This window comes from Pantoea nemavictus, from assembly GCF_037479095.1.
Classification (GTDB): Bacteria; Pseudomonadota; Gammaproteobacteria; order Enterobacterales; family Enterobacteriaceae; genus Pantoea; species Pantoea nemavictus.
In genome coordinates this window covers 303276-324526 of record NZ_JBBGZW010000001.1, presented here as the reverse complement: position 1 = coordinate 324526, position 21251 = coordinate 303276, and the positions used below count along the sequence as shown (strand labels likewise).

General features: G+C 55.2%; 17 protein-coding genes. 15 read left to right on the top strand and 2 right to left on the bottom strand.

Annotated features, from left to right (window positions below):
• Window positions 1–35 precede the first annotated feature (35 nt).
• From WH298_RS01535 to WH298_RS01495, 9 genes are all read left to right on the top strand, one after another.
• Window positions 36–1004: an HNH endonuclease signature motif containing protein gene (locus WH298_RS01535; RefSeq protein WP_007891381.1), complete on the top strand. Its 969-nt coding sequence runs from the start codon at window positions 36–38 to the stop codon at window positions 1002–1004.
• 143 nt (window positions 1005–1147) lie between these two features.
• On the top strand, window positions 1148–1870 hold the full coding sequence (locus WH298_RS01530) for an RNA polymerase sigma factor FliA (RefSeq protein WP_007891379.1): 723 nt from the start codon (window positions 1148–1150) through the stop codon (window positions 1868–1870).
• A gap of 51 nt (window positions 1871–1921) precedes the next feature.
• Window positions 1922–2425: a flagella biosynthesis regulatory protein FliZ gene (gene fliZ, locus WH298_RS01525; RefSeq protein WP_007891377.1), complete on the top strand. Its 504-nt coding sequence runs from the start codon at window positions 1922–1924 to the stop codon at window positions 2423–2425.
• Window positions 2426–2556: 131 nt separating this feature from the next.
• Window positions 2557–3543, top strand: coding sequence for a D-cysteine desulfhydrase (locus WH298_RS01520; RefSeq protein WP_180822035.1), 987 nt, complete (start codon window positions 2557–2559; stop codon window positions 3541–3543).
• A gap of 216 nt (window positions 3544–3759) precedes the next feature.
• A complete protein-coding gene (gene tcyJ / locus WH298_RS01515; RefSeq protein WP_036621803.1) occupies window positions 3760–4560 on the top strand; it encodes a cystine ABC transporter substrate-binding protein in 801 nt (266 codons plus the stop codon).
• Window positions 4560–5228, top strand: coding sequence for a cystine ABC transporter permease (gene tcyL / locus WH298_RS01510; RefSeq protein ID WP_007891363.1), 669 nt, complete (start codon window positions 4560–4562; stop codon window positions 5226–5228). Before tcyJ ends, tcyL begins: the two co-directional genes overlap by 1 nt.
• Complete coding sequence (tcyN, locus tag WH298_RS01505; protein ID WP_180822034.1) at window positions 5225–5977, top strand: L-cystine ABC transporter ATP-binding protein TcyN; 753 nt, start codon at window positions 5225–5227, stop codon at window positions 5975–5977. The genes tcyL and tcyN overlap by 4 nt, the downstream gene beginning before the upstream one ends.
• 236 nt (window positions 5978–6213) lie before the next feature.
• A complete protein-coding gene (locus WH298_RS01500; RefSeq protein ID WP_007891357.1) occupies window positions 6214–7302 on the top strand; it encodes an acyltransferase family protein in 1089 nt (362 codons plus the stop codon).
• Window positions 7303–7776: 474 nt separating this feature from the next.
• Window positions 7777–8859 carry an acyltransferase family protein gene (locus WH298_RS01495; protein ID WP_007891934.1) on the top strand — a complete coding sequence of 361 codons (1083 nt, stop codon included), beginning with the start codon at window positions 7777–7779 and terminating at the stop codon, window positions 8857–8859.
• A 64-nt stretch (window positions 8860–8923) separates the two neighbouring features.
• Here WH298_RS01495 and WH298_RS01490 read toward each other — a convergent pair whose 3' ends face one another.
• Both WH298_RS01490 and putA read right to left on the bottom strand, forming a co-directional pair.
• On the bottom strand, window positions 8924–9907 hold the full coding sequence (locus WH298_RS01490) for an IS110 family RNA-guided transposase (protein WP_180822033.1): 984 nt from the start codon (window positions 9905–9907) through the stop codon (window positions 8924–8926).
• Between the two features lie 230 nt (window positions 9908–10137).
• Complete coding sequence (gene putA / locus WH298_RS01485; RefSeq protein ID WP_180823674.1) at window positions 10138–14082, bottom strand: trifunctional transcriptional regulator/proline dehydrogenase/L-glutamate gamma-semialdehyde dehydrogenase; 3945 nt, start codon at window positions 14080–14082, stop codon at window positions 10138–10140.
• A 448-nt stretch (window positions 14083–14530) separates the two neighbouring features.
• On the opposite strand from putA, the gene putP reads away from it, so the two are divergent.
• The 6 genes from putP to phoH all read left to right on the top strand — a co-directional run bounded on the left by putP (window position 14531) and on the right by phoH (window position 20908).
• Window positions 14531–16015 carry a sodium/proline symporter PutP gene (putP, locus tag WH298_RS01480; protein WP_007893718.1) on the top strand — a complete coding sequence of 495 codons (1485 nt, stop codon included), beginning with the start codon at window positions 14531–14533 and terminating at the stop codon, window positions 16013–16015.
• 248 nt (window positions 16016–16263) lie between these two features.
• Complete coding sequence (efeU, locus tag WH298_RS01475) at window positions 16264–17097, top strand: iron uptake transporter permease EfeU (protein ID WP_180822032.1); 834 nt, start codon at window positions 16264–16266, stop codon at window positions 17095–17097.
• Between the two features lie 53 nt (window positions 17098–17150).
• Window positions 17151–18266 (top strand): iron uptake system protein EfeO, encoded by a 1116-nt coding sequence (gene efeO / locus WH298_RS01470; protein ID WP_007893715.1) that lies wholly within the window; start codon window positions 17151–17153, stop codon window positions 18264–18266.
• 2 nt (window positions 18267–18268) lie between these two features.
• Entirely contained in the window at window positions 18269–19546 is a 1278-nt protein-coding gene (efeB, locus tag WH298_RS01465; protein WP_180822031.1) for an iron uptake transporter deferrochelatase/peroxidase subunit, read from the top strand.
• A 297-nt stretch (window positions 19547–19843) separates the two neighbouring features.
• Window positions 19844–20047: a hypothetical protein gene (locus WH298_RS01460; protein WP_007893713.1), complete on the top strand. Its 204-nt coding sequence runs from the start codon at window positions 19844–19846 to the stop codon at window positions 20045–20047.
• A gap of 72 nt (window positions 20048–20119) precedes the next feature.
• On the top strand, window positions 20120–20908 hold the full coding sequence (gene phoH / locus WH298_RS01455) for a phosphate starvation-inducible protein PhoH (RefSeq protein WP_007893712.1): 789 nt from the start codon (window positions 20120–20122) through the stop codon (window positions 20906–20908).
• Window positions 20909–21251: the final 343 nt, after the last annotated feature.

Below are 21251 nucleotides of genomic sequence, written 5' to 3'. Positions count from 1 at the left end.
TTTTTGAACCACATTTTTCCGTTTCTGGGGTGTCTATGCGCTTCAATTATGACTTGTTACCGGGTGAGCTACTGACCTTCGAAGAGATTGCCCTGCGCTACACGCAGCAGCATCCTGACGAGAAAGAGCTTACCGCCCGCGGGTTGCTGAGCCCGTCGACCAGCTTTCGCAATTTGGTGATCCGCGCGTTGTTTGCGCAAGAGGAGATCAACAGTCCGATTGAGGATCTGCTGTTTGTCTCGGACGATAACGAGCGCAAAAACTATCTGCGCCGCTTTGAACACTATTTGAAAAATCAGCAGGCGTTTCTCTATTTCCGTCGTGACGATGCAGCGCGCAAAGAAGGGCGCTGGAAAGTGGTGGGGGAAACCCAGGTGTTTGCCATGCTCGATCCCAATTCGGCGGCGGCGCAGAATCTGTTGAACAGTCGCGGCTACAAGCTGGTGTTGATGCGTCAAACCGAAGAGGAGGAGTATTGGCAGCTGTTTGATGCGCAGGCACATCCCTGCTTCCCGCTGTCGCGCAAGATCCAATTCCTCGTGGTACTGAGCACGCCGCAATATAAAGTGCCGAGCGGCGTGATGCCCGGCACCGAAGTGGGGCGACGGGTGAAAGCCAAAGTGTTGCAGCGCACCAGCCAGGCGGAGTTCACCTCGGCGGTGAAAGCGCGCTATGGCGCCTGCATCATTACCGGTACGCAGCTAACCGAGCGGCACAGCTGGCCGTGGGTGGAAGCCTGTTACATCGACACGCAGGAGAATGAAGAGGGGTTTCTGGCCGATAACAGCGCCGATAACGGTTTGTTCCTGCGCAGCGATCTGCAGCGGCTGTTTATCAACAAAATGATAAGCATCAACGCCGAAACCGGTCAGGTGCTGTTTAATCCGGCGCTGGAAACTGAAGCGTTGATTACGCCTTTTTATCAGGCACTTGAGGGCAAAGTTTGCGCATTATGGGATGCGGTGCCGCCTGGCACGCGGGAGCGCCTGCGTAACTTGCGCTAGTCGCTGCGCGGACGGCGGTGCGATCCACCGCCATCCATAACAAATTTGAAATAACCTCGCTTTTGCCCGCCTATTCTGCCAATCAAAACCCCTACAGAATTGGATAATCATGCCGATAACTTTATTAACGCAGGGTAGTCAACGTGAACGATCTCTATACCGCCGATGGCGTGATGGATAAACATTCGCTCTGGCAGCGCTACGTTCCTCTGGTGCGGCATGAAGCGCTGCGCTTGCAGGTACGTTTGCCAGCCAGCGTTGAGCTTGACGATCTGCTGCAGGCCGGTGGCATTGGCTTATTAAATGCCGTGGAGCGCTACGATGCGCTGCAGGGCACCGCCTTTACCACCTACGCCGTGCAGCGTATCCGGGGCGCAATGCTGGATGAGCTGCGCAGTCGCGACTGGGCGCCACGCAGCGTGCGCAGAAATGCGCGCGAAGTCGCTGGGGCCATGCATCAGGTAGAACAAGCGTTGGGGCGCTCGGCTACTGAGCAGGAAGTGGCTGAGCGACTGAATGTTTCGCTGGAGGAGTATCGGCAGATTCTGCTCGATACCAACAACAGCCAACTCTTCTCTTACGACGAGTATCGGGAAGAACACGGCGACAGTGCGGAGCTGGTGACGGAGGGGCACGAGGAAGCCAACCCGCTTCATCAGTTATTGGAAGGAAACCTACGTGACCGCGTGATTGAAGCGATTGAGGCGTTGCCTGAACGTGAAAAACTCGTGCTCACACTGTACTACCAGGAAGAACTGAACCTGAAGGAGATTGGCGCGGTGCTGGAAGTGGGGGAATCCCGCGTCAGTCAACTGCACAGTCAGGCGATCAAACGCCTGCGTGCCCGATTATCGGGGGCGCGCTAACAGACTCAGTTCCTGGCGATCGAAAAAAACAATAAAACCGGGGACTCAGCAATGGGAGCCAAAGTTAAAGCCAGACCTTTAAGTCGCTATCTTAAAGACTATAAGCACAGCCAAAGCAATTGTTCACACTGTGGCAAAGTTTTAGATCGTATGGCGTTAGTCTTTCGCGGCCAGATCATCAATAAAGAGGCCATCGCACGCATGGACCAAATGATTGACGATCAGGTGTGGATGAAACTCCAGCCAGAATTGACCGCGTTGTGTCGTTTCTGCAGCGATATTTTTTGTAATACCCATCCGAATTACTTCGACATTATGGCGTTTAAGCAATACCTGTTTGAGCAGACCGAGATGAGCCACAGTACCATACGTGAGTATGTGGTGCGTTTGCGTCGGCTTGATGACATGCTGAAGGCGAAAAACTTCCCGGCAGATCGTTTGCGCGGAAACAGCTGGCATGAGTGTCTGGAGAACGATTTGCCCGATGCGGGTAACAATAACTACCGCATTGCACTGCGTAAATATGACCAGTTTTTAGGCTGGCAGCAGGGCTGAGGGTGATCCCACCCTTGTTGTTGTCGAGCATGACAGCAACAAGGGCAGCACACGTTGAATTCCGGGTGCGACTTTTCTCATCTTCTGCAACACTGTATGGATAACTGCACATTGCCCGAATGGAGGCTGCATTGTCCTTACATCTTCTGCACCAGTTCCCCCGTCTTGAATTACTCGGTGCACCCACGCCGCTTGAGCATTTGCCCCGGCTTTCTGATTATCTGGGTCGCGATATCTTTATTAAGCGCGATGACTTCACGCCGGTAGCGCTGGGCGGTAACAAGCTGCGTAAACTCGAATTCCTGGCGGCCGATGCGCTGCGCGAAGGCGCGGATGTGCTGCTGACGGCGGGCGCGATCCAATCCAACCATGTGCGGCAAACCGCAGCGGTGGCGGCGCGTCTCGGCCTGAAGTGCGTGGCACTGCTGGAAAACCCGATTGGCACCACCTCTGAAAACTACCTCAGCAACGGCAACCGCCTGCTGCTCGATCTGATGGACGTGGAAATCGTCATGGTCGATGCGCTGCACAATCCCACCGAACAACTGGCCGCTCAGGCCGAACAGCTCGAAGCGCAAGGGTTCCGCCCCTATATTGTGCCGGTCGGCGGCTCTAATGCGCTGGGTGCGCTTGGCTACGTCGAGTGCGCGCAGGAGATCGCCCATCAGAGCGAAGGCGTAGTAGATTTCGCCGCGGTGGTGGTGGCGTCCGGCAGCGCGGGCACGCACGCTGGCCTGGCGATTGGTCTGGAGCAGCTGCTGCCGGAAACCGAGCTGGTGGGCGTTACCGTTTCACGTAAAGTCGCCGCGCAGCTGCCGGTGGTTGAGCGCATCCGCAGCGCGCTGGCTGAACAGCTGGAAGTGCAGGCTAAAGCGCCGATTACCTTGTGGGATGACTACTTCGCGCCGCGCTATGGCGAGCCTAACGATGAAGGAATGGCGGCGGTGAAGCTGCTGGCGCGTCTGGAGGGCATCATGCTCGATCCGGTGTACACCGGCAAAGCGATGGCGGGATTAATAGATGGTATTGCGCAAAACCGCTTCCGTCGCGAAGGGCCGCTGCTGTTTGTGCATACCGGCGGATCGCCTGCGTTATTTGCTTATCACCCTTCGGTCTGAGAAAGATTTTAAAAACGGTTTATAATCCGGCGGTTATTAACAAACGGCCGCCATGAGTGGCAATATCACAGCATCCTCGTATCGTAGCGGCGCAATTTATTGCGCGATAAATCGCGCCGCTACGGAATGTGCGGTGATTGAATCATGGTAGTCGTAAGGCGCGCATCTATGCGCAGCAAAATAAGCACACAACACATCACAATAAATGGGGTAAACATGACTTTCTCTCCGATTCGTCGCCAGATGGTGATGGGAATGATGGCGGTCGCGCTGGTCGCGGGCGTCAACGTGAAATCTTTCGCCGCAGACGATCTGCTGGCGCAGGTAAAGAGCAAAGGTGAGCTGCGCGTCGGGCTGGAAGGCACCTATCCGCCGTTCAGCTTCCAGGATGAAAAAGGCCAGCTGACCGGCTTTGAAGTTGAGTTCGCACAGGAGCTGGCAAAGCACCTCGGCGTGAAAGCCGATCTGCGTCCGACCAAATGGGACGGCATGCTGGCGTCGCTGGACTCTAAGCGTATCGATGTGGTGATCAATCAGGTGACCATCTCCGCTGAACGTCAGAAGAAGTATGACTTCTCCACGCCGTACACCATTTCTGGCGTGCAGGCGCTGACGCTGAAGCAAAACGCGGCGGGCATCACCAAGCCGGAGGATCTGTCAGGCAAGAAAGTCGGCGTCGGCCTCGGTTCCAACTACGAGCAGTGGCTGCGTGACAACGTTAAAGGCGTGGATATCCGCACCTATGATGACGACCCAACCAAATATCAGGATCTGCGTTCTAAACGTATTGATGCCATTCTGGTGGATCGCTTAGCGGCGCTGGATCTGGTGAAGAAAACCGGCGATACCATGGCGGTAGCGGGCCCGGCATTCTCCCGTTTGGAATCCGGCGTGGCGCTGCGTAAAGGCAACGACACCTTGCTGAAAGCCATCGACGCGGCCATCGCCGATATGCAGAAAGATGGCTCCCTGAGCAAACTGTCTGAAAAATGGTTCGGCGCGGACGTCACTAAATAATGCAGGAAAGCTTACAACTGGTGCTGGATTCAGCACCATTTTTACTCAAAGGCGCGCTGTTCACGCTGCAGCTGAGTATCGGCGGCATGTTCTTCGGCCTGATACTCGGCTTCGTGCTGGCGCTGATGCGCCTGTCGCACTTCTGGCCGATTAACTGGCTGGCGCGTATCTACGTGTCGATATTTCGCGGTACGCCGCTGATCGCCCAGCTGTTTATGATCTATTACGGTCTGCCGCAGTTCGGCATTGAGCTGGATCCGATTCCGTCGGCGATGATTGGTCTGTCGCTGAATACCGCCGCCTATGCCTCTGAATCACTGCGTGGCGCGATTGCCGCCATTGAGCGTGGACAGTGGGAAGCCGCTGCCAGCATCGGCATGACGCCGTGGCAAACGCTGCGTCGCGTGATCCTGCCACAGGCCGCGCGCACCGCGCTGCCGCCGCTGGGCAACAGCTTTATCAGCCTGGTGAAAGATACCTCGCTGGCCGCCACCATTCAGGTGCCGGAGCTGTTCCGTCAGGCGCAGTTAATCACCTCACGTACGCTGGAAGTGTTCACCATGTATCTGGCGGCATCGCTGATCTACTGGGTGATGGCCACCGTGCTGTCGGCGTTGCAAAACCGGCTTGAAGCGCATGTAAATCGTCAGGATCAGGAGGGCAAATGAGTGCAATTGAAGTCCGTCAGCTGGTGAAACAGTTTAACGGCCAGACAGTGCTGCACGGCATCGACCTCGACGTGGCACCTGGCGAAGTGGTGGCGATTATTGGGCCGAGCGGTTCCGGTAAAACCACGCTGCTGCGCAGTATTAATCTGCTGGAAGTGCCGGAAAGTGGGCGCATCAAAGTGGGTGATATCGCTATCGATGCGGCGCTCGGCCTCAATAAGCAGAAGCAGCTGGTGCGTCAGTTGCGTCAGCAGGTGGGATTTGTCTTCCAGAACTTCAATCTGTTCCCGCACCGTTCGGTACTGGAGAACATTATTGAAGGGCCGGTGATCGTCAAGGGCGAGCCGAAGGCGGAAGCCATCGCACGTGCGCGCAGTTTGCTGGAAAAGGTCGGTTTGCACGGCAAGGAGCAGAGTTTCCCGCGTCGTCTCTCCGGCGGACAGCAGCAGCGCGTAGCGATTGCGCGCGCGCTGGCGATGCGTCCCGAGGTGATCCTGTTCGATGAACCGACCTCGGCGCTCGATCCTGAGCTGGTGGGCGAAGTACTCAACACCATCCGCGCGCTGGCGCAGGAGAAACGCACCATGGTGATCGTTACCCATGAGATGAGCTTTGCGCGTGACGTCGCCGATCGCGCCATTTTTATGGATCAGGGACGCATCGTGGAGCAGGGCGCGGCGCAGGCGCTGTTCAGCAATCCGCAGCAGGCCCGTACCCGGCAATTTCTCGACAAGTTTCTTAACCAATAATCGTAAGCGTCGTCAGAAAATGGCGACGCTTGTCTCAATTTCCCGCGCATTGCTCCTCTAAGTATCTTCTGAAAGTAATTTCACCCCATTGCGATAACTATATGTATTTAATGGAAACATTATTCTTAAAAAACCTAAGGCAATAGGCCAGGTCTTTTTTAAGAGAGTCCCGATTGAGACATCTTTGTAAATATAAATAATTCTTTACAAATTCATGGCGCAATTAGGACATCGCAATGACAACTGCCAGGAAAGAGGTCCTCTGGATCAATACCCTCAAAGGGGGCTGTATATTGATGGTGGTATTACATCACTCCATCATCACCACCTTCGCCCCTTCGCTGCATCATCTCACCGCCGGTCTGCTGCCTGCGCACTGGTGGGTGGCATTTAATACCTACCTGTCGCCGCTGCGTATGCCCGCGTTCTTCTTTGTTTCGGGCTTGCTGGCGGCGAGCTCGATCACCAAAAAAAGCTGGAAAGAGGTGTTCACCAAGAAGTTCAGCAACATCGTTTATCTCTACCTGCTGTGGGGCGTGATTCAGTGGCTGAGTATTCATTACATCTCCACGCATTTGGGGGAGAGGCTTTCCAGCACTAAAAACGCCGCCTATGCCGACACGCCATTTGAGTTCATTAAGCTGCTGATGACCTCAATGACCAGCCTGTGGTACCTCTACGCGCTGGCCGGTTTCTTCCTGTTCACCAAGCTGTTCCACCGCCAGAAGCTGGCGCTGCTGGCGTTAGGCGTGGTTGCTACCTACGCCGCGCAGTTCAGCCTGATTCCCGGCTGGGGACCTGCCAGCGTGGCGCAGAACTACCTCTACTTCCTGATTGGCGTGTTCTTTAGTCAGGCATTGATTGAGATTAGCGAACTGAAGCGTCAGCACTGGCTGCTGCTCGGCGCGATTGCGCTGATCGGTATCCTGCACCACGTCGGCGGTATTTATAAAAATCCGTTCTACAGCTTGCTGACCATCGTGTTTGGCATTGTGGTGTGCCGCTTCCTCAATGAGCGCTTCAATATGGCGTGGCTGAACTGGATTGGGCGTAACACGCTGCAAATCTACGTGCTGCATCGCATCTTTATTGAATTACTGGGGCTGAGTGCGATTGCGCTGGCGCTGCATTACGGCTGGTTTGGCAATGCCGCCTTTAGCTGGGCCTGGGCACTGTTGATGCCGATTACCGGCGTCGCGCTCTGTACCAGCATCTCACTGCTGGTGTGGACGCTGCTCAACCGTGGGCCGGGCCGCATGCTGTTCCTTTATCCGCGCCTGCTGCGCAAATCTACACTGGAAACGAAAAGCGCACCGCTACAATAATAAACCTGCCGGGCCACTTCGCTGGCCCTAATAGCATTGGTAGCAGGTCGCCATTAATGGCGACCCTACAACATAAGATATGCTAAATGCGCACCCTCTACCACAATGCTATTATTTCCGCTTATCCATTTGCCACATTAAATAATTATCCCTCCGCAATTTGAATATATATTGGCATACGAATGGGTGGATTGTTCTTAATTTGCCAGAGTGATGCCATTCACATTAATTTTAGTTAAAAACCTTTTAGTGACTCTAATTAAGGCAAATTTCCTTAGCCTGCTCATGATTCTATTTTTGTCTGGATCTGTAAAGTATTGTTATATCAGGACCACAAAAAAACATTTAGGACTTTCGCTACATCATGCCTTCGCCCGCTGTTTAATAATCGTTGAATAATCATAAATGCATCAACGCTTATTTCCTCAACCTTCTCCTTTAAGACCTACACAGCAACAGCAGCGGAGTCATCATATGAATAACGCCAGAAAAGAAGATATTGCATGGATAAATACTCTAAAAGGAGCGTGCATATTACTGGTGGTGTTGTATCACACCGTCTTACCGGGATTCGAAGGGACGGTAAAATTATTGACGGCTGGGTGGATCCCGGCAGAAATATGGGTGCAGTTTAATACGGTTTTATCGCCGCTACGTATGCCGGCATTTTTCTTTGTTTCCGGCTTACTCGCCACCAACGGAATTTTGCATCGCCCGTGGAAACAGGTATTTACCAGCCGTATTACCAATCTGTTTTATCTCTACATTCTGTGGGGCTTTATTCAGTGGTGGTCGATTGTCGGCATCTCTACGGAGATCACCGGGCAGCGTATTTCGCAGAACCTGAATGCGGCGTACGCCGGTTCGCTGCTGGAGTTTCTTAAGCTTACGTTCCTCGCCATGAGCACCTCGTGGTATCTCTATGGTTTAGCGCTCTATTTCCTGTGCGCGAAAATCTTTAAACAGCAGAAGGTGGCCTTGCTGGTCGTCGCGATTGCGCTCAACTATCTGGCGGTAGAGAAGATTATCCCGTTCTGGGGACCACAAAGCGTGGCGCAGTATTTCCTGTACTTCCTGCTGGGCGCTTTCTGGAGCCCAATGATGTTGCGCCTGAGCGAATGGCGTCGCGAAAACATTGTGCCGTGGGCCATATTGGCGGCGCTCTCCGGTTTGCACGTTATCTTTGGCCTGGATAAGAGTCTGTTCCTGTGCATTCTCGCGGTGCTGGGCAGCGTAGCCGCGTGTCGCTGGCTGAACGCGCATTTCAAGATGAGTTACTTAAATTGGGTAGGGCGCAACACGCTGCAAATCTACGTGATTCATCGCATCTTCATTGAGTTCTTCGGCATGTCAGCGATTCTGTTTGCGCAGCGTCATCACCTGTTTGAGCAGGCGTGGTTCTCGATTCTGTGGGCATGTTTCTATCCGCTGGCGATCGTCGGGATCTGCTCGCTGTGTTCGGTCGCGGTATGGCAGGTTACTAATCGTGGATTGGGTCAGTCGCTGTTTGTGTTCCCAACGCTGATTGGCTTGAAGCGGAAGAAGTCTGTGGCTTAGAAATTCGCGTGATGAATCGCGCCGCTACAAAAACGTGCACATACTGTAGCTACCGTCTTGAACGTCAAGCGGTAGCTACGTAGTTTTCGTTCCACGGCTCTCGTGTTTTAAGCACACCGAAGCAGAGATGGACCAGTTTGCGCATCACCGCTCCCAGCGCCACTTTGGCTGGCTTGCCCTTCGCCATCAGCCTTTCATACAGCGCTCTTACGGGGCGATTCCACCTTGCCGCTACTATCGCGGCCATATACAGCTTCGCTCTCACGTCGGCGGGACCGGTTTTCGACATCCGGGCCAGCCCTCTCACCGAACTGCCTGACGTCTTCTCGACCGGCACCACGCCCAGCCACGCCGCTACCTGACCCGCATTGCGGAACTGGCACGTACGCAGCACCGACAGCATGGTCGTTCCCACTACGCCGCCGATACCTTTTATCGACTCCAGCAGCTTAAGATCATCTTTCAGACCATCATTCTTATCCATGTGGTCGTCAATCAGCGCGTTTATTCGCTTCAGCTCCTTTTCATGCGATTTTTTTGTTCTTTCAAGCGAGTCGGTCACCTCGCCCGCCGTCTGGGTTGAGTTCGCCTTCTCGAGCCTGTTCGTCGCGCGCTGCACATCTTCAACGATGGCGTCACGCAGACGCAGCAGGTCTTTCAGCTTGCGGACTTCCGGTGGCGGCGGAACCCAGGCATCGGGCTGTTTCAGCTCGCCGTAACGGGCCAGCACCCAGGCGTCGACCGCGTCATTTTTGGTCAGGATACCCATTCCGCGGGCAAACTCCCTGACCCGTTGCGGATTGCCGATACAGACCGTCACGGGCGTGTTCCCGTGCAGCCCGTAAGCGACGTTTTCGTGATAGACGCTGGTCGCTTCCATCACCACCATCACCTGCTCTGGCGGGCACTTCTGCTTCTGGAGCCAGTCGCAGATGTCACGTTCTACGCCGACCTGATTTTTGATGGATTTCGTTTTCTTTTTGCCGTTGCCGGGGAACAGGCAGAGGTCGAGTTTGTTTTTGCTGACATCAATACCAAGACAGAACATCGGATATCTCCCTTTCACTTAAACCATCACGCCATCTAGCCTTGTACATACGAAGTCAGAGCTTCTGGTTACCGTTCAGAGTAGTTGCTGGCGTGAAAGGAGAAACGGAGGGCTTAAAGCTACGAAGCAAGATCGGGTCTTAAGCGGCGCAAAAAGCTGCCTCCGTTTCATGTTGCTGGTAGCTAACCAGCAACACATTCAAGATACAAGCGGCGCAATTTATTGCGCTATCAACCGATAGTCATCAAACTCGCATTACCGCCCGCTGCGGCGGTATTGACACTCAGCGAACGCTCAATCAACAAACGCTCCAGCAGCAGATTGGTTTCACCGCGCGCGAAGCCCTGCACCGAGACAATCGCGCCATCGCGTGCTGCCACCTGCTCGCACAGGCTGCGCAGTTGGTCGGCATCACCGTGATAAATTACCGCATCAAACTCGGCCGCCAGCGCATCCTTCACCAGCTTGACGTGCGCCTGCACCTCCGCCGGTAACGACTGGCGCAGCGCACGATGCAGTTCATCATCCTGCCATAGCGCCTGGCTGCCGACGCTGGTCACTGCCGCCAGCTGGACCAGCGCATCCTCTTCATTATCTGCCATGCACAGCACATGTTCGCGCGGCAGCAGGGTGAAGGTATTGCGTTCACCGGTTGGACCCGGCAGCAGACGCACGGTGCCGGCCTGCGCCAGCTCGTCGTAACGCTGGCACAGCGCCAGCAGTTCAGGTTTATCTTTTGCCCACTGCTGCAGCGCCTGATGCGCGCGCATCAGTTCCGCACGCACCGAGCTGTCGACCGGACGCTCAGCATCCTGGCGATCAAAGGTGATGCGCAGCGCACCGTCTGGACGATTGGCCAACAGGCGATAGAGATAGAGCGGACCACCGGCTTTCGGCCCGGTACCGGACAAGCCTTCGCCGCCGAACGGCTGCACGCCGACCACCGCGCCGACCATATTACGGTTGACGTAGAGGTTGCCGACTTTGGCGTTCGCTGTCACCTGCGCGATGGTTTCATCAATGCGCGTATGTACGCCGAGCGTCAGGCCGTAACCCGAGGCATTAATCTGCTCAACCAGCTGCGGCAGCGTGCTGCGCGAGAAACGCACCACGTGCAGCACCGGGCCAAACACCTCTTTATCCAGATCGCTTACCTTATCCAGCTCAATCAAGGTTGGCTTGATAAAGGTGCCGCTGTTCCACTCTTTGCTATCCTGTGGATTCTCCTGCGCTGCCTGGTAGACGTTGAAACCTTTATTGCGCAGCGCCTGAATGTGACGTTCGATATTGGCTTTCGCTTCGGCATCAATCACCGGACCAATGTCGGTCGACAGACGTTCCGGATTACCCATGCGGCACTCGGCCATCGCGCCACGCAGCATTTTCAGCGTGTGGTCAGCCACATCATCCTGCACGCACAGCAGACGCAGCGCCGAGCAGCGTTGACCGGCGCTATCAAACGCCGAGGCAACGATATCCACCACCACCTGTTCGGTCAGCGCCGACGAATCGACGATCATCGCGTTCATGCCGCCGGTTTCGGCGATCAGCGGCGTTGGGCGACCCTGCGGATCCAGACGACCGGCCAGATTGCGTTGCAGCAGCGTGGCGACGGCGGTTGAGCCGGTAAACATCACGCCACGCACGCGCTCGTCGCCGGTCAGTTGTGCTCCGACGGTTTCGCCCTGGCCCGGCAGCAGTTGCAGCACACCCGCTGGCACGCCAGCATCCAGCATAATTTGTACCGCCTGCGCGGCAATTAACGGCGTCTGCTCGGCCGGTTTCGCCAACACGCTGTTGCCGGCCGCCAGCGCGGCAGCAATTTGTCCGGTGAAAATCGCCAGCGGGAAGTTCCACGGGCTGATGCACACCACCGGGCCGAGCGGACGATGGGTTTCATTATCGAAATCATCGCGCACCATGCCGGCGTAGTAGTAGAGGAAATCGACCGCTTCACGCACTTCGGCGATGGCGTTGTTGTAGGTTTTACCGGCTTCACGCACCAGCAATCCAATTAGCTGCTGCATCTGGCCTTCCATCGCTTCGGCAGCACGCTCGAGAATGGCGGCGCGCTCCTGCGGTGGCGTGGCGAACCAGATTGGACCGGCGTTCACTGCCGCATCCAGCGCGTCAGACACCTCGGCTTCGCTCGCATCACGTACGCTGCCCACCACATCCGCCGGCGCGGCAGGATTGAGTACCGGGCGGCTAACGCCTGCACCTAATTCACCTTCGACCAGCGGCTGCGCGATCCACGGCTGGCTGGCGCTGTTGAGCAGCGCGCTAGACAGCGATGCCAGACGATGTTCGTTGGCCAGATCGAGACCGGCGGAGTTGGCACGCTTCGCGCCATACAGGTCGCGCGGCAGCGGAATTTTCGGATGCGGTAAACCGATAGCGCCTTCGGCAATGCCCATCTTCTCCACGGCGGCAACCGGATCGGCCACCAGCTCATCCAGCGGCAAGGTATTATCGGCGATGCGGTTAACGAATGAGGTGTTGGCACCGTTCTCCAGCAGACGACGCACCAGATAGGCGAGTAGCGTTTCGTGGGTGCCGACCGGTGCGTAGATACGGCACGGACGATTAAGTTTGCCGTCAGCGACTTTGCCCACCACCTGCTCATACAGCGGTTCACCCATGCCGTGCAGGCACTGGAATTCATACTGGCCAGGATAATAGTTGTTGCCCGCCAGCTGATAAATCGCCGCCAGCGTATGCGCGTTGTGGGTGGCAAACTGCGGGTAAATCAGGTTTGGCACCGCCAGCAGTTTGCGTGCACAGGCCAGATAGGAGATATCGGTGTAAACCTTGCGCGTATAGACCGGATAACCTTCCAGGCCGTCGATCTGTGCGCGTTTGATTTCGCTATCCCAATAGGCGCCTTTTACCAGGCGGATCATCAGGCGGCGGCGGCTGCGTTGGGCCAGGTCGATCAGCGAGTCAATCACAAACGGGCAGCGCTTCTGATAGGCCTGAATCACAAAGCCAATGCCGTTCCAGCCTTCCAGTTCCGGCTCGAAGCACAGCTTCTCCAGCAGATCGAGCGACAGCTCCAGACGATCCGCCTCTTCGGCATCGATGTTGATACCGATGTCATAGGAGCGCGCCAGCAAGGTTAACGATTTAAGGATCGGATAGAGCTCGTCCATCACGCGCTCATACTGCGCGCGGCTGTAGCGCGGATGCAGTGCCGACAGCTTAATCGAGATGCCCGGACCTTCATAAATGCCGCGCCCGTTGGAGGCTTTGCCGATGGCGTGAATCGCCTGCTGATACGACACCAGATAGGCTTTGGCATCGCTAGCGGTCAGCGCCGCTTCACCCAGCATGTCGTAGGAGTAGCGGAAACCTTTCTCTTCCAGCTTGCGCGCATTGGCCAGCGCTTCAGCGATGGTTTCGCCGGTGACAAACTGTTCGCCCATCAGGCGCATCGCCATATCCACGCCTTTACGGATCAGCGGCTCGCCGCTCTTGCCGATAATGCGGTTAAGCGAGCGCGACAGATTGGCTTCGTTATGGGTGGACACCAGACGACCGGTGAACAGCAGGCCCCAGGTTGCCGCGTTGACAAACATCGACGGGCTGCGACCGAGGTGCGACTGCCAGTTACCGTTGCTGATTTTGTCGCGGATCAGCGCGTCACGCGTTGGCTTATCCGGGATGCGCAGCAGGGCTTCCGCCAGGCACATCAGCGCCACGCCTTCCTGTGATGAGAGCGAGAACTCCTGCAGCAGGCTTTGCACCATGCCTGCGCGGCCGGTTGCACCTTTCTGATGCCGCAGCTTATCGGCAAGGCTATAAGCCAGCTGATGGGTTTTCTCCGCCAGGGGGGCAGGGAGACGCGCCTGTTCCAGCAGCATCGGCACTGCGTCCGTTTCCGGACGACGCCATGCGGCGGTGATCGCCGAGCGGCTCACCGACTGCGGTAAAATGTGTTCGGCGAAGTCGAGGAAAGGCTGCAGCGCCTCTTCTGGCACGCCTTCATCACCGGCGGCATCGATCAGCAGTTGCGGAATTTCTGGCACGGATTCACCGGCTTCCAGCTGCTCCAGATAGTTAAAAATCGCCTGCTTAATCAGCCAGTGTGATGTGCGGTCAAGCTTCTGTGCTGCCAGTTTAATGCGGTCGCGGGTGGCCTCATCCAGCTTCACCCCCATGGTCGTACTTGCCATGATGTCCTCGTCCTCGAAATAGTGGTTCAACGCTTGCGTGGCAGCAATATCACCCATGTTGCAACTTTGTGCAACCGTGTTAAATGTGACCCAGGCTGCACGTTTTAAACCGCTCCATCTGTTAACACGATAAAAGCGGCATGGAACTTGCTGCAAGAAGCTCGCCAATGTTGCAACCGGCGTCTACAAGACGGCTCTTGATTACCTAAAGGTGCAACTCAAACTGTGAGCAAGTGCAACCTATCAGCACGCGATACGCGAAGTGAGGTGAAACCGGTGTGACAGCTGTGTTAAATGCATTGTGCGCGCCGCACCTTTGCGGCAGGATACCGCGCCTTAAGGGAAATCGCTTTCTCTGGATGCGGTTCAACCTTGTCGCTACCCCGTTCCGGTGGCGCAGGTTTTAAAAGATTTCTCTTGATGGATTAAATAATAAGTGGAGAGACTGATGAGTGTAAGCACACCGATGTTGGTGACTTTTGTAGTGTATATCCTTGGGATGGTGTTAATAGGATTCATTGCCTATCGTGCGACCAAGAGTTTTGACGACTACATTCTTGGCGGCCGCAGTTTAGGCAGCGTGGTCACCGCGCTCTCTGCCGGTGCGTCTGATATGAGCGGATGGTTATTGATGGGCCTGCCGGGCGCCATCTTCCTTTCTGGTATTTCTGAAAGCTGGATCGCCATCGGCCTGATTATTGGTGCATGGCTGAACTGGCGCATCGTTGCTGGCCGTCTGCGCGTGCAGACCGAACATCACGATAACGCGTTAACCCTGCCTGACTTCTTCTCCAGCCGCTTCGAAGATAAAAGCAAGCTGCTGCGTGTGATCTCGGCGGTGGTGATTCTGATCTTCTTCACTATCTATTGTGCTTCTGGCGTAGTGGCCGGTGCGCGTCTGTTTGAAAGCACCTTCGGTATGGATTATCAGACCGCGCTGTGGGTGGGTGCTGCAGCCACCATTCTGTATACGCTGGTGGGCGGTTTCCTCGCGGTGAGCTGGACCGATACCGTGCAGGCGAGCCTGATGATCTTCGCGCTGATTTTGACGCCGGTGATGGTGATTATCGCGGTAGGGGGGTTGGACCATTCACTGGCAGTGATCGAAGCCAAAAGCCTCGAAAATCTCGACATGCTGAAAGGCTTGAACTTTGTTGCGGTGATATCGCTGCTCGGTTGGGGCCTGGGCTACTTTGGCCAGCCGCATATTCTGGCGCGCTTTATGGCGGCGGATTCACACCATACCATTCGTAACGCACGCCGTATCAGCATGACCTGGATGATCCTGTGCCTCGGCGGTGCGGTGGCGGTCGGTTTCTTTGGTATCGCTTACTTCCAGAACCATCCCGACCAGGCGGCGGGCGTGAGCCAGAACGGCGAACGTGTGTTTATCGAACTGGCGCGTATCCTGTTCAACCCGTGGATTGCCGGTATTTTGCTGTCGGCGATTCTGGCGGCAGTAATGTCGACCCTGAGCTGCCAGCTGCTGGTGTGTTCCAGCGCGTTAACGGAAGATTTGTATAAAGGCTTCCTGCGTAAAAATGCCAGCCAGAAAGAGCTGGTGTGGATTGGGCGCTTGATGGTGCTGGTGATTGCGTTGATCGCTATCGCACTGGCGGCGAATCCGGAAAACCGCGTACTCGGCCTGGTAAGCTATGCCTGGGCGGGTTTTGGTGCGGCCTTTGGTCCGGTGGTGCTGTTCGGCGTGTGCTGGAAGCGTATGACGCGCAACGGTGCGCTGGCCGGCATGGTGATTGGTGCGCTGACCGTACTGCTGTGGAAAGATTATGGCTACGCGGAGCTGTACGAAATCATTCCAGGCTTTGCCTTCGCCAGTATCGCCATCGTGGTATTCAGCCTGCTGGGTCGTGGTCCCTCTGAGGCCGCGCAGCAACGCTTTGCCGCCGCAGAAGCGCAGTATCAAAGCAAATAATCTGTAGGGTCGCCATTCATGGCGACCAGGTGCGCATAAATGCGCACCCTACGAATTCAGCATCGTTTCGTTGTAGGGTCGCCATTTATGGCGACCAGCCCAAATATTCCCCCTCTGCAAACCGCAAAAGCAAAATTAATTTCACGCAGTGACTTGTATTTCTCCCTTCGATAATGATAATCGATATCGTTCGCACTTTACGTTTTTTTACCTAAGTTTTACCCTTCTTAAAATTCAAGAGGTTGGTGATGTTCGTTCCGTTTCTCATCATGCTGCGCGAAGGTCTGGAAGCAGCGCTCATCGTCAGCCTGATTGCCAGCTATCTTAAACGCACCCAGCGCACCCAATGGTTCCCGGCGATGTGGGCGGGGGTATTTATTGCCGCCGCGCTGTGCCTGGCACTCGGCATCTTCATTAATGAAACTACCGGCGAGTTCCCACAGAAACAGCAGGAGCTGTTTGAAGGCATTGTTGCCGTGGTTGCTGTGGTGATCCTTACGTCGATGGTGTTCTGGATGCGCAAAGTCTCGCGCAATATCAAAGCCACGCTGGAAAAATCGGTGGATACCGCGCTGCAGAAGCGGGGCGGCAGCGGCTTTCCGCTGGTGCTGATGGTCTTTCTGGCGGTGGCACGTGAAGGGCTGGAGTCAGTGTTCTTCCTGCTCGCCGCCTTTACGCAAGACGTCGGCTATGCGCCGCCGGTGGGTGCGGTACTCGGTCTGGCGACCGCCGTGGTGCTGGGCATGCTGCTTTACTACGGCGGCATTCGCCTCAACCTGGCGCACTTCTTCCGCTGGACCAGCCTGTTCATTCTGTTTGTTGCCGCAGGACTTGCCGCCGGCGCTATCCGCGCTTTCCACGAAGCCGGTTTATGGAATCATTTCCAGGACGTGGCGTTTGATCTCAGCAACACGCTCTCAACCCATTCGGTATTCGGCACGCTGCTGGAGGGTATTTTGGGTTATCAGGAGACGCCAAGCGTGAGCGAAGTGGCGGTGTGGCTGATCTACCTGATTCCGGCACTGCTGCTGTTTTTCTTCCCGGCGCGTCCTTCGGTCAACGCGGCACGCACCACACGCTGAATTCAATCAGGCGCAATTACGCGCCTGTTCTTCCATGTAACAGGGATATCACTATGACGATTCGCTTCCGCCGTAAGGCGCTGTTGGTTGCTATGCTGGCGCTTTCCGGTGCCGCTGCTGCTGCCGTCCCGCAAGTCACGGTAACGGTGACCGACCAGCAATGTGAGCCGATGTCGCTCAATGTGCAGGCCGGTAAAACCCAGTTCATCATCAAAAATAACAGCCAGAAAGCGCTGGAGTGGGAGATTCTGAAAGGGGTGATGGTGGTGGAAGAGCGTGAAAACATCGCGCCAGGCTTCAGCCAGAAACTCACCGCGAATCTGGAAGCGGGGGAATATGACATGACCTGCGGCCTGCTCAGCAACCCGAAAGGGAAGTTGGTGGTCAGCGGTGACGCGAAGAAAGCGGCGACCGGTAAACCGGACCTGCTGGAGCTGGTTGGCCCCATCGCTGACTACAAAGTCTATGTGATGAATGAAGTGAAAGCGTTGGTAACCGGCACTAAAGCGTTTACCGATGCGGTGAAAGCCGGCGACATCGAGAAAGCGAAAGCGCTGTTCGCGCCAACGCGCGTGCATTACGAGCGTATCGAGCCGATTGCCGAACTGTTCTCCGACCTGGATGGCAGCATCGATGCGCGTGAAGATGACTTCGAGAAGAAAAACGAAGATCCGAAATTCACCGGCTTCCATCGCCTGGAGAAAATCCTCTTCGCCGATAACACCACCAAAGGTGCCGAAGCGTTTGCCACTCAGCTGAACCAGGACGTGCTGGATCTGCAAACCCGCATCAGCGAGCTGGCGTTCCCGCCAGCGAAAGTGGTCGGCGGCGCGGCAGGTCTGATTGAAGAAGTGGCTTCCAGCAAGATTTCCGGCGAAGAAGATCGTTACAGCCGCACCGATCTGTCTGACTTCCAGGCCAATATCGATGGCGCGCAGAAAATTGTCGATCTGCTGCGTCCGCTGCTGCAGAAAAATAACCCGCAGCTGCTGGCGAAAGTGGATGCTAACTTTAAGAAAGTGGACGGCATTCTCAGCAAATATCGCACCAAAGACGGCTTCGAGTCGTACGAAAAACTGACCACCGCTGACCGTAACGCGCTGAAAGGCCCGATTACCACGCTGGCGGAAGATCTCTCCCTGCTGCGTGGAACCTTAGGTCTCGACTGATCATGAGTAATAAAAATGACGCGGCGCAGCCGTCGCGTCGTCGCTTATTGCAGGGATTAGGCATGCTGGGCGGTGCGGCCGCCCTCAGCGGCGGCTGTCCGTTCCATAGCGCAGCCGCCGACAGCTTCTCTCCCGGCACGGTTACGCCTAACTCGCGTCAGCAGGCGCAACCCTTTTACGGTGCGCATCAGGCTGGCATTATCACGCCGCAGCAGGCGTCGATGATGCTGGTGGCGTTTGATGTTTTGGCGAGTGATAAGGCCGATCTTGAGCGGCTGTTTCGCTTACTCACCGAGCGCTTCGCCTTCCTGACCCAAGGCGGACCGGCGCCCGCGGTGACCAATCCGCAACTGCCGCCCATGGATTCGGGCATTCTCGGGGCCGATATCGCGCCGGACAATCTCACCATGACCTTGTCGGTTGGCGCGTCGCTGTTTGACGAGCGCTTCGGCTTGAGCAGGCAAAAACCGGCCCAGCTGCAGACCATGACGCGTTTCCCCAATGATTCGCTGGATGCAGAACAGTGCCACGGCGACCTGTTACTGCAGATCTGCGCCAACACGCAGGACACGGTGATCCATGCGCTGCGTGACATCATCAAGCGCACACCTGATTTACTGGCGGTGCGCTGGCGGCGCGACGGTTTTATTGCCGACCACGCCGCACGCAGCAACGGCAAGGAGACGCCGATCAATCTGCTGGGATTCAAAGACGGCACCGCTAATCCCGACACCCATAATCCGGCGTTGATGAACCAGCTGTTGTGGGTCACCGACGAGCAGCAGGAGCCGGCATGGACGCGCGGCGGCAGTTATCAGGCGGTGCGCATCATCCGTTTCCACGTCGAGATGTGGGATCGCACGCCGCTTGGCGAGCAGCAAACCATTTTTGGCCGCGAGAAGTTATCCGGCGCACCGCTCGGCATGAAAAACGAGCATGACGTACCGGATTACAGTAAAGATCCCGATGGTGATTTGATTGCGCTGGATGCGCATATTCGTCTCGCCAACCCGCGTACGCCACAAACCGACAGCAGTTTGATGCTGCGGCGCGGTTACAGCTATTCCAGCGGCATTACCGGTTCGGGTCAGTTGGATATGGGTTTATTGTTTGTCTGTTATCAGCACGACTTAGCCAAAGGCTTTATTACCGTACAGCAACGTTTAAATGGCGAAGCGCTGGAAGAGTATATACGCCCGATTGGCGGCGGTTACTTTTTCGCCTTACCCGGCATCGTGGATGAAAAACATTATCTCGGACAACCTTTACTGCAAGCCTGATTAATAAATGCACAACGCCTGCGTGCCAGATTGCGCCGCAGGCTTTTTTGTTACGCATTCCTTAAACTTTCCCCTGGTTGTAGCCGCTTCCGAATGTTCCTAAAAAGTTTGGTTTATCTCCAATAAACCATCCTGTTGATAATTATGATAAATTTAATTTAAGGTAAACGCGCTCAGGCTTCGCTTATCATTTTTTCTTTGCGGGGAAGTAAAATTACTGTTGCAAACCACCGCAAATATGATGCACTTTATTCATAAGCGTTGTCAGTTGTGTGGCTAAGCCACTGGAGTTCGCGCATGATTCGTTCCTCGCTGGGACAGTTAAATAGTTTCAACACACGCAGTACACTGCGGGGGATTTCTTCCCTCAAAAGCAACCTCTCTTCATTTAAAACTTCGTTCTCGTTCAATCTCAGTTTCTTTACCGGTGCGCGCCTGCGTTTCGGCGCTGATGCACACCATTCTCAATGGCTCGAAACGGCTTACAAGGAAGCCAGATAAACCTCTAAAGCGTTCAAGTCATCGCCGCGGGTGATCCGCCGCGATAAATGAAACCAACTGTAAGGTGCCACTATGGGAAGACAGAAAGCAGTGATCAAAGCACGTCGTGAAGCCAGACGCGTTATTCGTAGCGACTCTCGCAGTCACCGTCAGCGTGAAGAAGAATCGGTCACTTCGCTGGTGCAGATGGGTGGGTTGGATTCGATTGGTATGGCACGTGATGCACGTGACCGCGGGCCGATTGAAGCCAGAAATGAAGCTCAGGCACACTATCTCCATGCCATAGAATCGAAACAGCTTATTTTCGCTACCGGTGAAGCCGGCTGCGGAAAAACCTGGATTAGCGCAGCCAAAGCGGCTGAGGCCCTGATCAATAAGGACATCGAAAGGATTATTGTGACGCGCCCGGTTCTGCAGGCGGATGAAGATCTCGGTTTCCTTCCAGGAGACATTTCCGAGAAATTCGCGCCTTATTTCCGACCGGTATATGACGTTCTGGTTAAACGTCTCGGCGCTTCCTTTATGCAATACTGCCTGCGGCCCGAAATCGCCAAGGTAGAGATCGCGCCCTTCGCATACATGCGCGGACGTACCTTTGAAAATGCTGTGGTGATCCTTGATGAGGCACAAAACGTCACCGCCGCACAGATGAAGATGTTCCTGACGCGCTTGGGTGAAAACGTGACGGTTATCGTCAACGGCGATATCACCCAGTGCGACCTGCCGTCCCATGCTAAATCGGGTCTTGCCGATGCGTTAGCGCGCTTCGAAGAAGATGAGATGATTGGCGTGGTACGTTTCGGCAAAGAGGATTGCGTCCGTTCAGCGCTGTGTCAACGCACGCTGCACGCTTACAGTTAACCGTTTGATTGAGAATGTAGCTAAGCAAAACCCGGCGCAAGCCGGGTTTTTTTTATCGCTAAAAGCGAGTTTGATCATTATTAGTCATTTATTCTCAAAAACAGCTTTTACTAAATAAAGCCAAAGCATTCTGGCAATTATAAATTCATTTTTTATTTATTAGCCACTGCGCATTGCTATCAATAATTCAAGCTGGGTTGTGATATTCCACTCTAAAAGAGTAAAGATATTTACAAACAGTGTTTCTTGATGATTTTGGCGAGTTTAATGGTTTTTTCCTGTTGATGGTTTTCTTTTTAATCAAATAAAAAACAACAACCAAGACCGATCTTGTACCACTCCA

Excerpts from the sequence above, each read along its gene's own strand:
- WH298_RS01535 (WP_007891381.1), top strand. The coding sequence starts at position 36 with ATGCGCTTCAATTATGACTTGTTACCGGGTGAGCTACTGACCTTCGAA.
- fliZ (WP_007891377.1), top strand. The coding sequence starts at position 1,922 with ATGGGAGCCAAAGTTAAAGCCAGACCTTTAAGTCGCTATCTTAAAGAC.
- tcyJ (WP_036621803.1), top strand. The coding sequence starts at position 3,760 with ATGACTTTCTCTCCGATTCGTCGCCAGATGGTGATGGGAATGATGGCG.
- tcyL (WP_007891363.1), top strand. The coding sequence starts at position 4,560 with ATGCAGGAAAGCTTACAACTGGTGCTGGATTCAGCACCATTTTTACTC.
- tcyN (WP_180822034.1), top strand. The coding sequence starts at position 5,225 with ATGAGTGCAATTGAAGTCCGTCAGCTGGTGAAACAGTTTAACGGCCAG.
- WH298_RS01500 (WP_007891357.1), top strand. The coding sequence starts at position 6,214 with ATGACAACTGCCAGGAAAGAGGTCCTCTGGATCAATACCCTCAAAGGG.
- WH298_RS01495 (WP_007891934.1), top strand. The coding sequence starts at position 7,777 with ATGAATAACGCCAGAAAAGAAGATATTGCATGGATAAATACTCTAAAA.
- WH298_RS01490 (WP_180822033.1), bottom strand. The coding sequence starts at position 9,907 with ATGTTCTGTCTTGGTATTGATGTCAGCAAAAACAAACTCGACCTCTGC.
- putA (WP_180823674.1), bottom strand. The coding sequence starts at position 14,082 with ATGGCAAGTACGACCATGGGGGTGAAGCTGGATGAGGCCACCCGCGAC.
- putP (WP_007893718.1), top strand. The coding sequence starts at position 14,531 with ATGAGTGTAAGCACACCGATGTTGGTGACTTTTGTAGTGTATATCCTT.
- efeU (WP_180822032.1), top strand. The coding sequence starts at position 16,264 with ATGTTCGTTCCGTTTCTCATCATGCTGCGCGAAGGTCTGGAAGCAGCG.
- efeO (WP_007893715.1), top strand. The coding sequence starts at position 17,151 with ATGACGATTCGCTTCCGCCGTAAGGCGCTGTTGGTTGCTATGCTGGCG.
- efeB (WP_180822031.1), top strand. The coding sequence starts at position 18,269 with ATGAGTAATAAAAATGACGCGGCGCAGCCGTCGCGTCGTCGCTTATTG.
- WH298_RS01460 (WP_007893713.1), top strand. The coding sequence starts at position 19,844 with ATGATTCGTTCCTCGCTGGGACAGTTAAATAGTTTCAACACACGCAGT.
- phoH (WP_007893712.1), top strand. The coding sequence starts at position 20,120 with ATGGGAAGACAGAAAGCAGTGATCAAAGCACGTCGTGAAGCCAGACGC.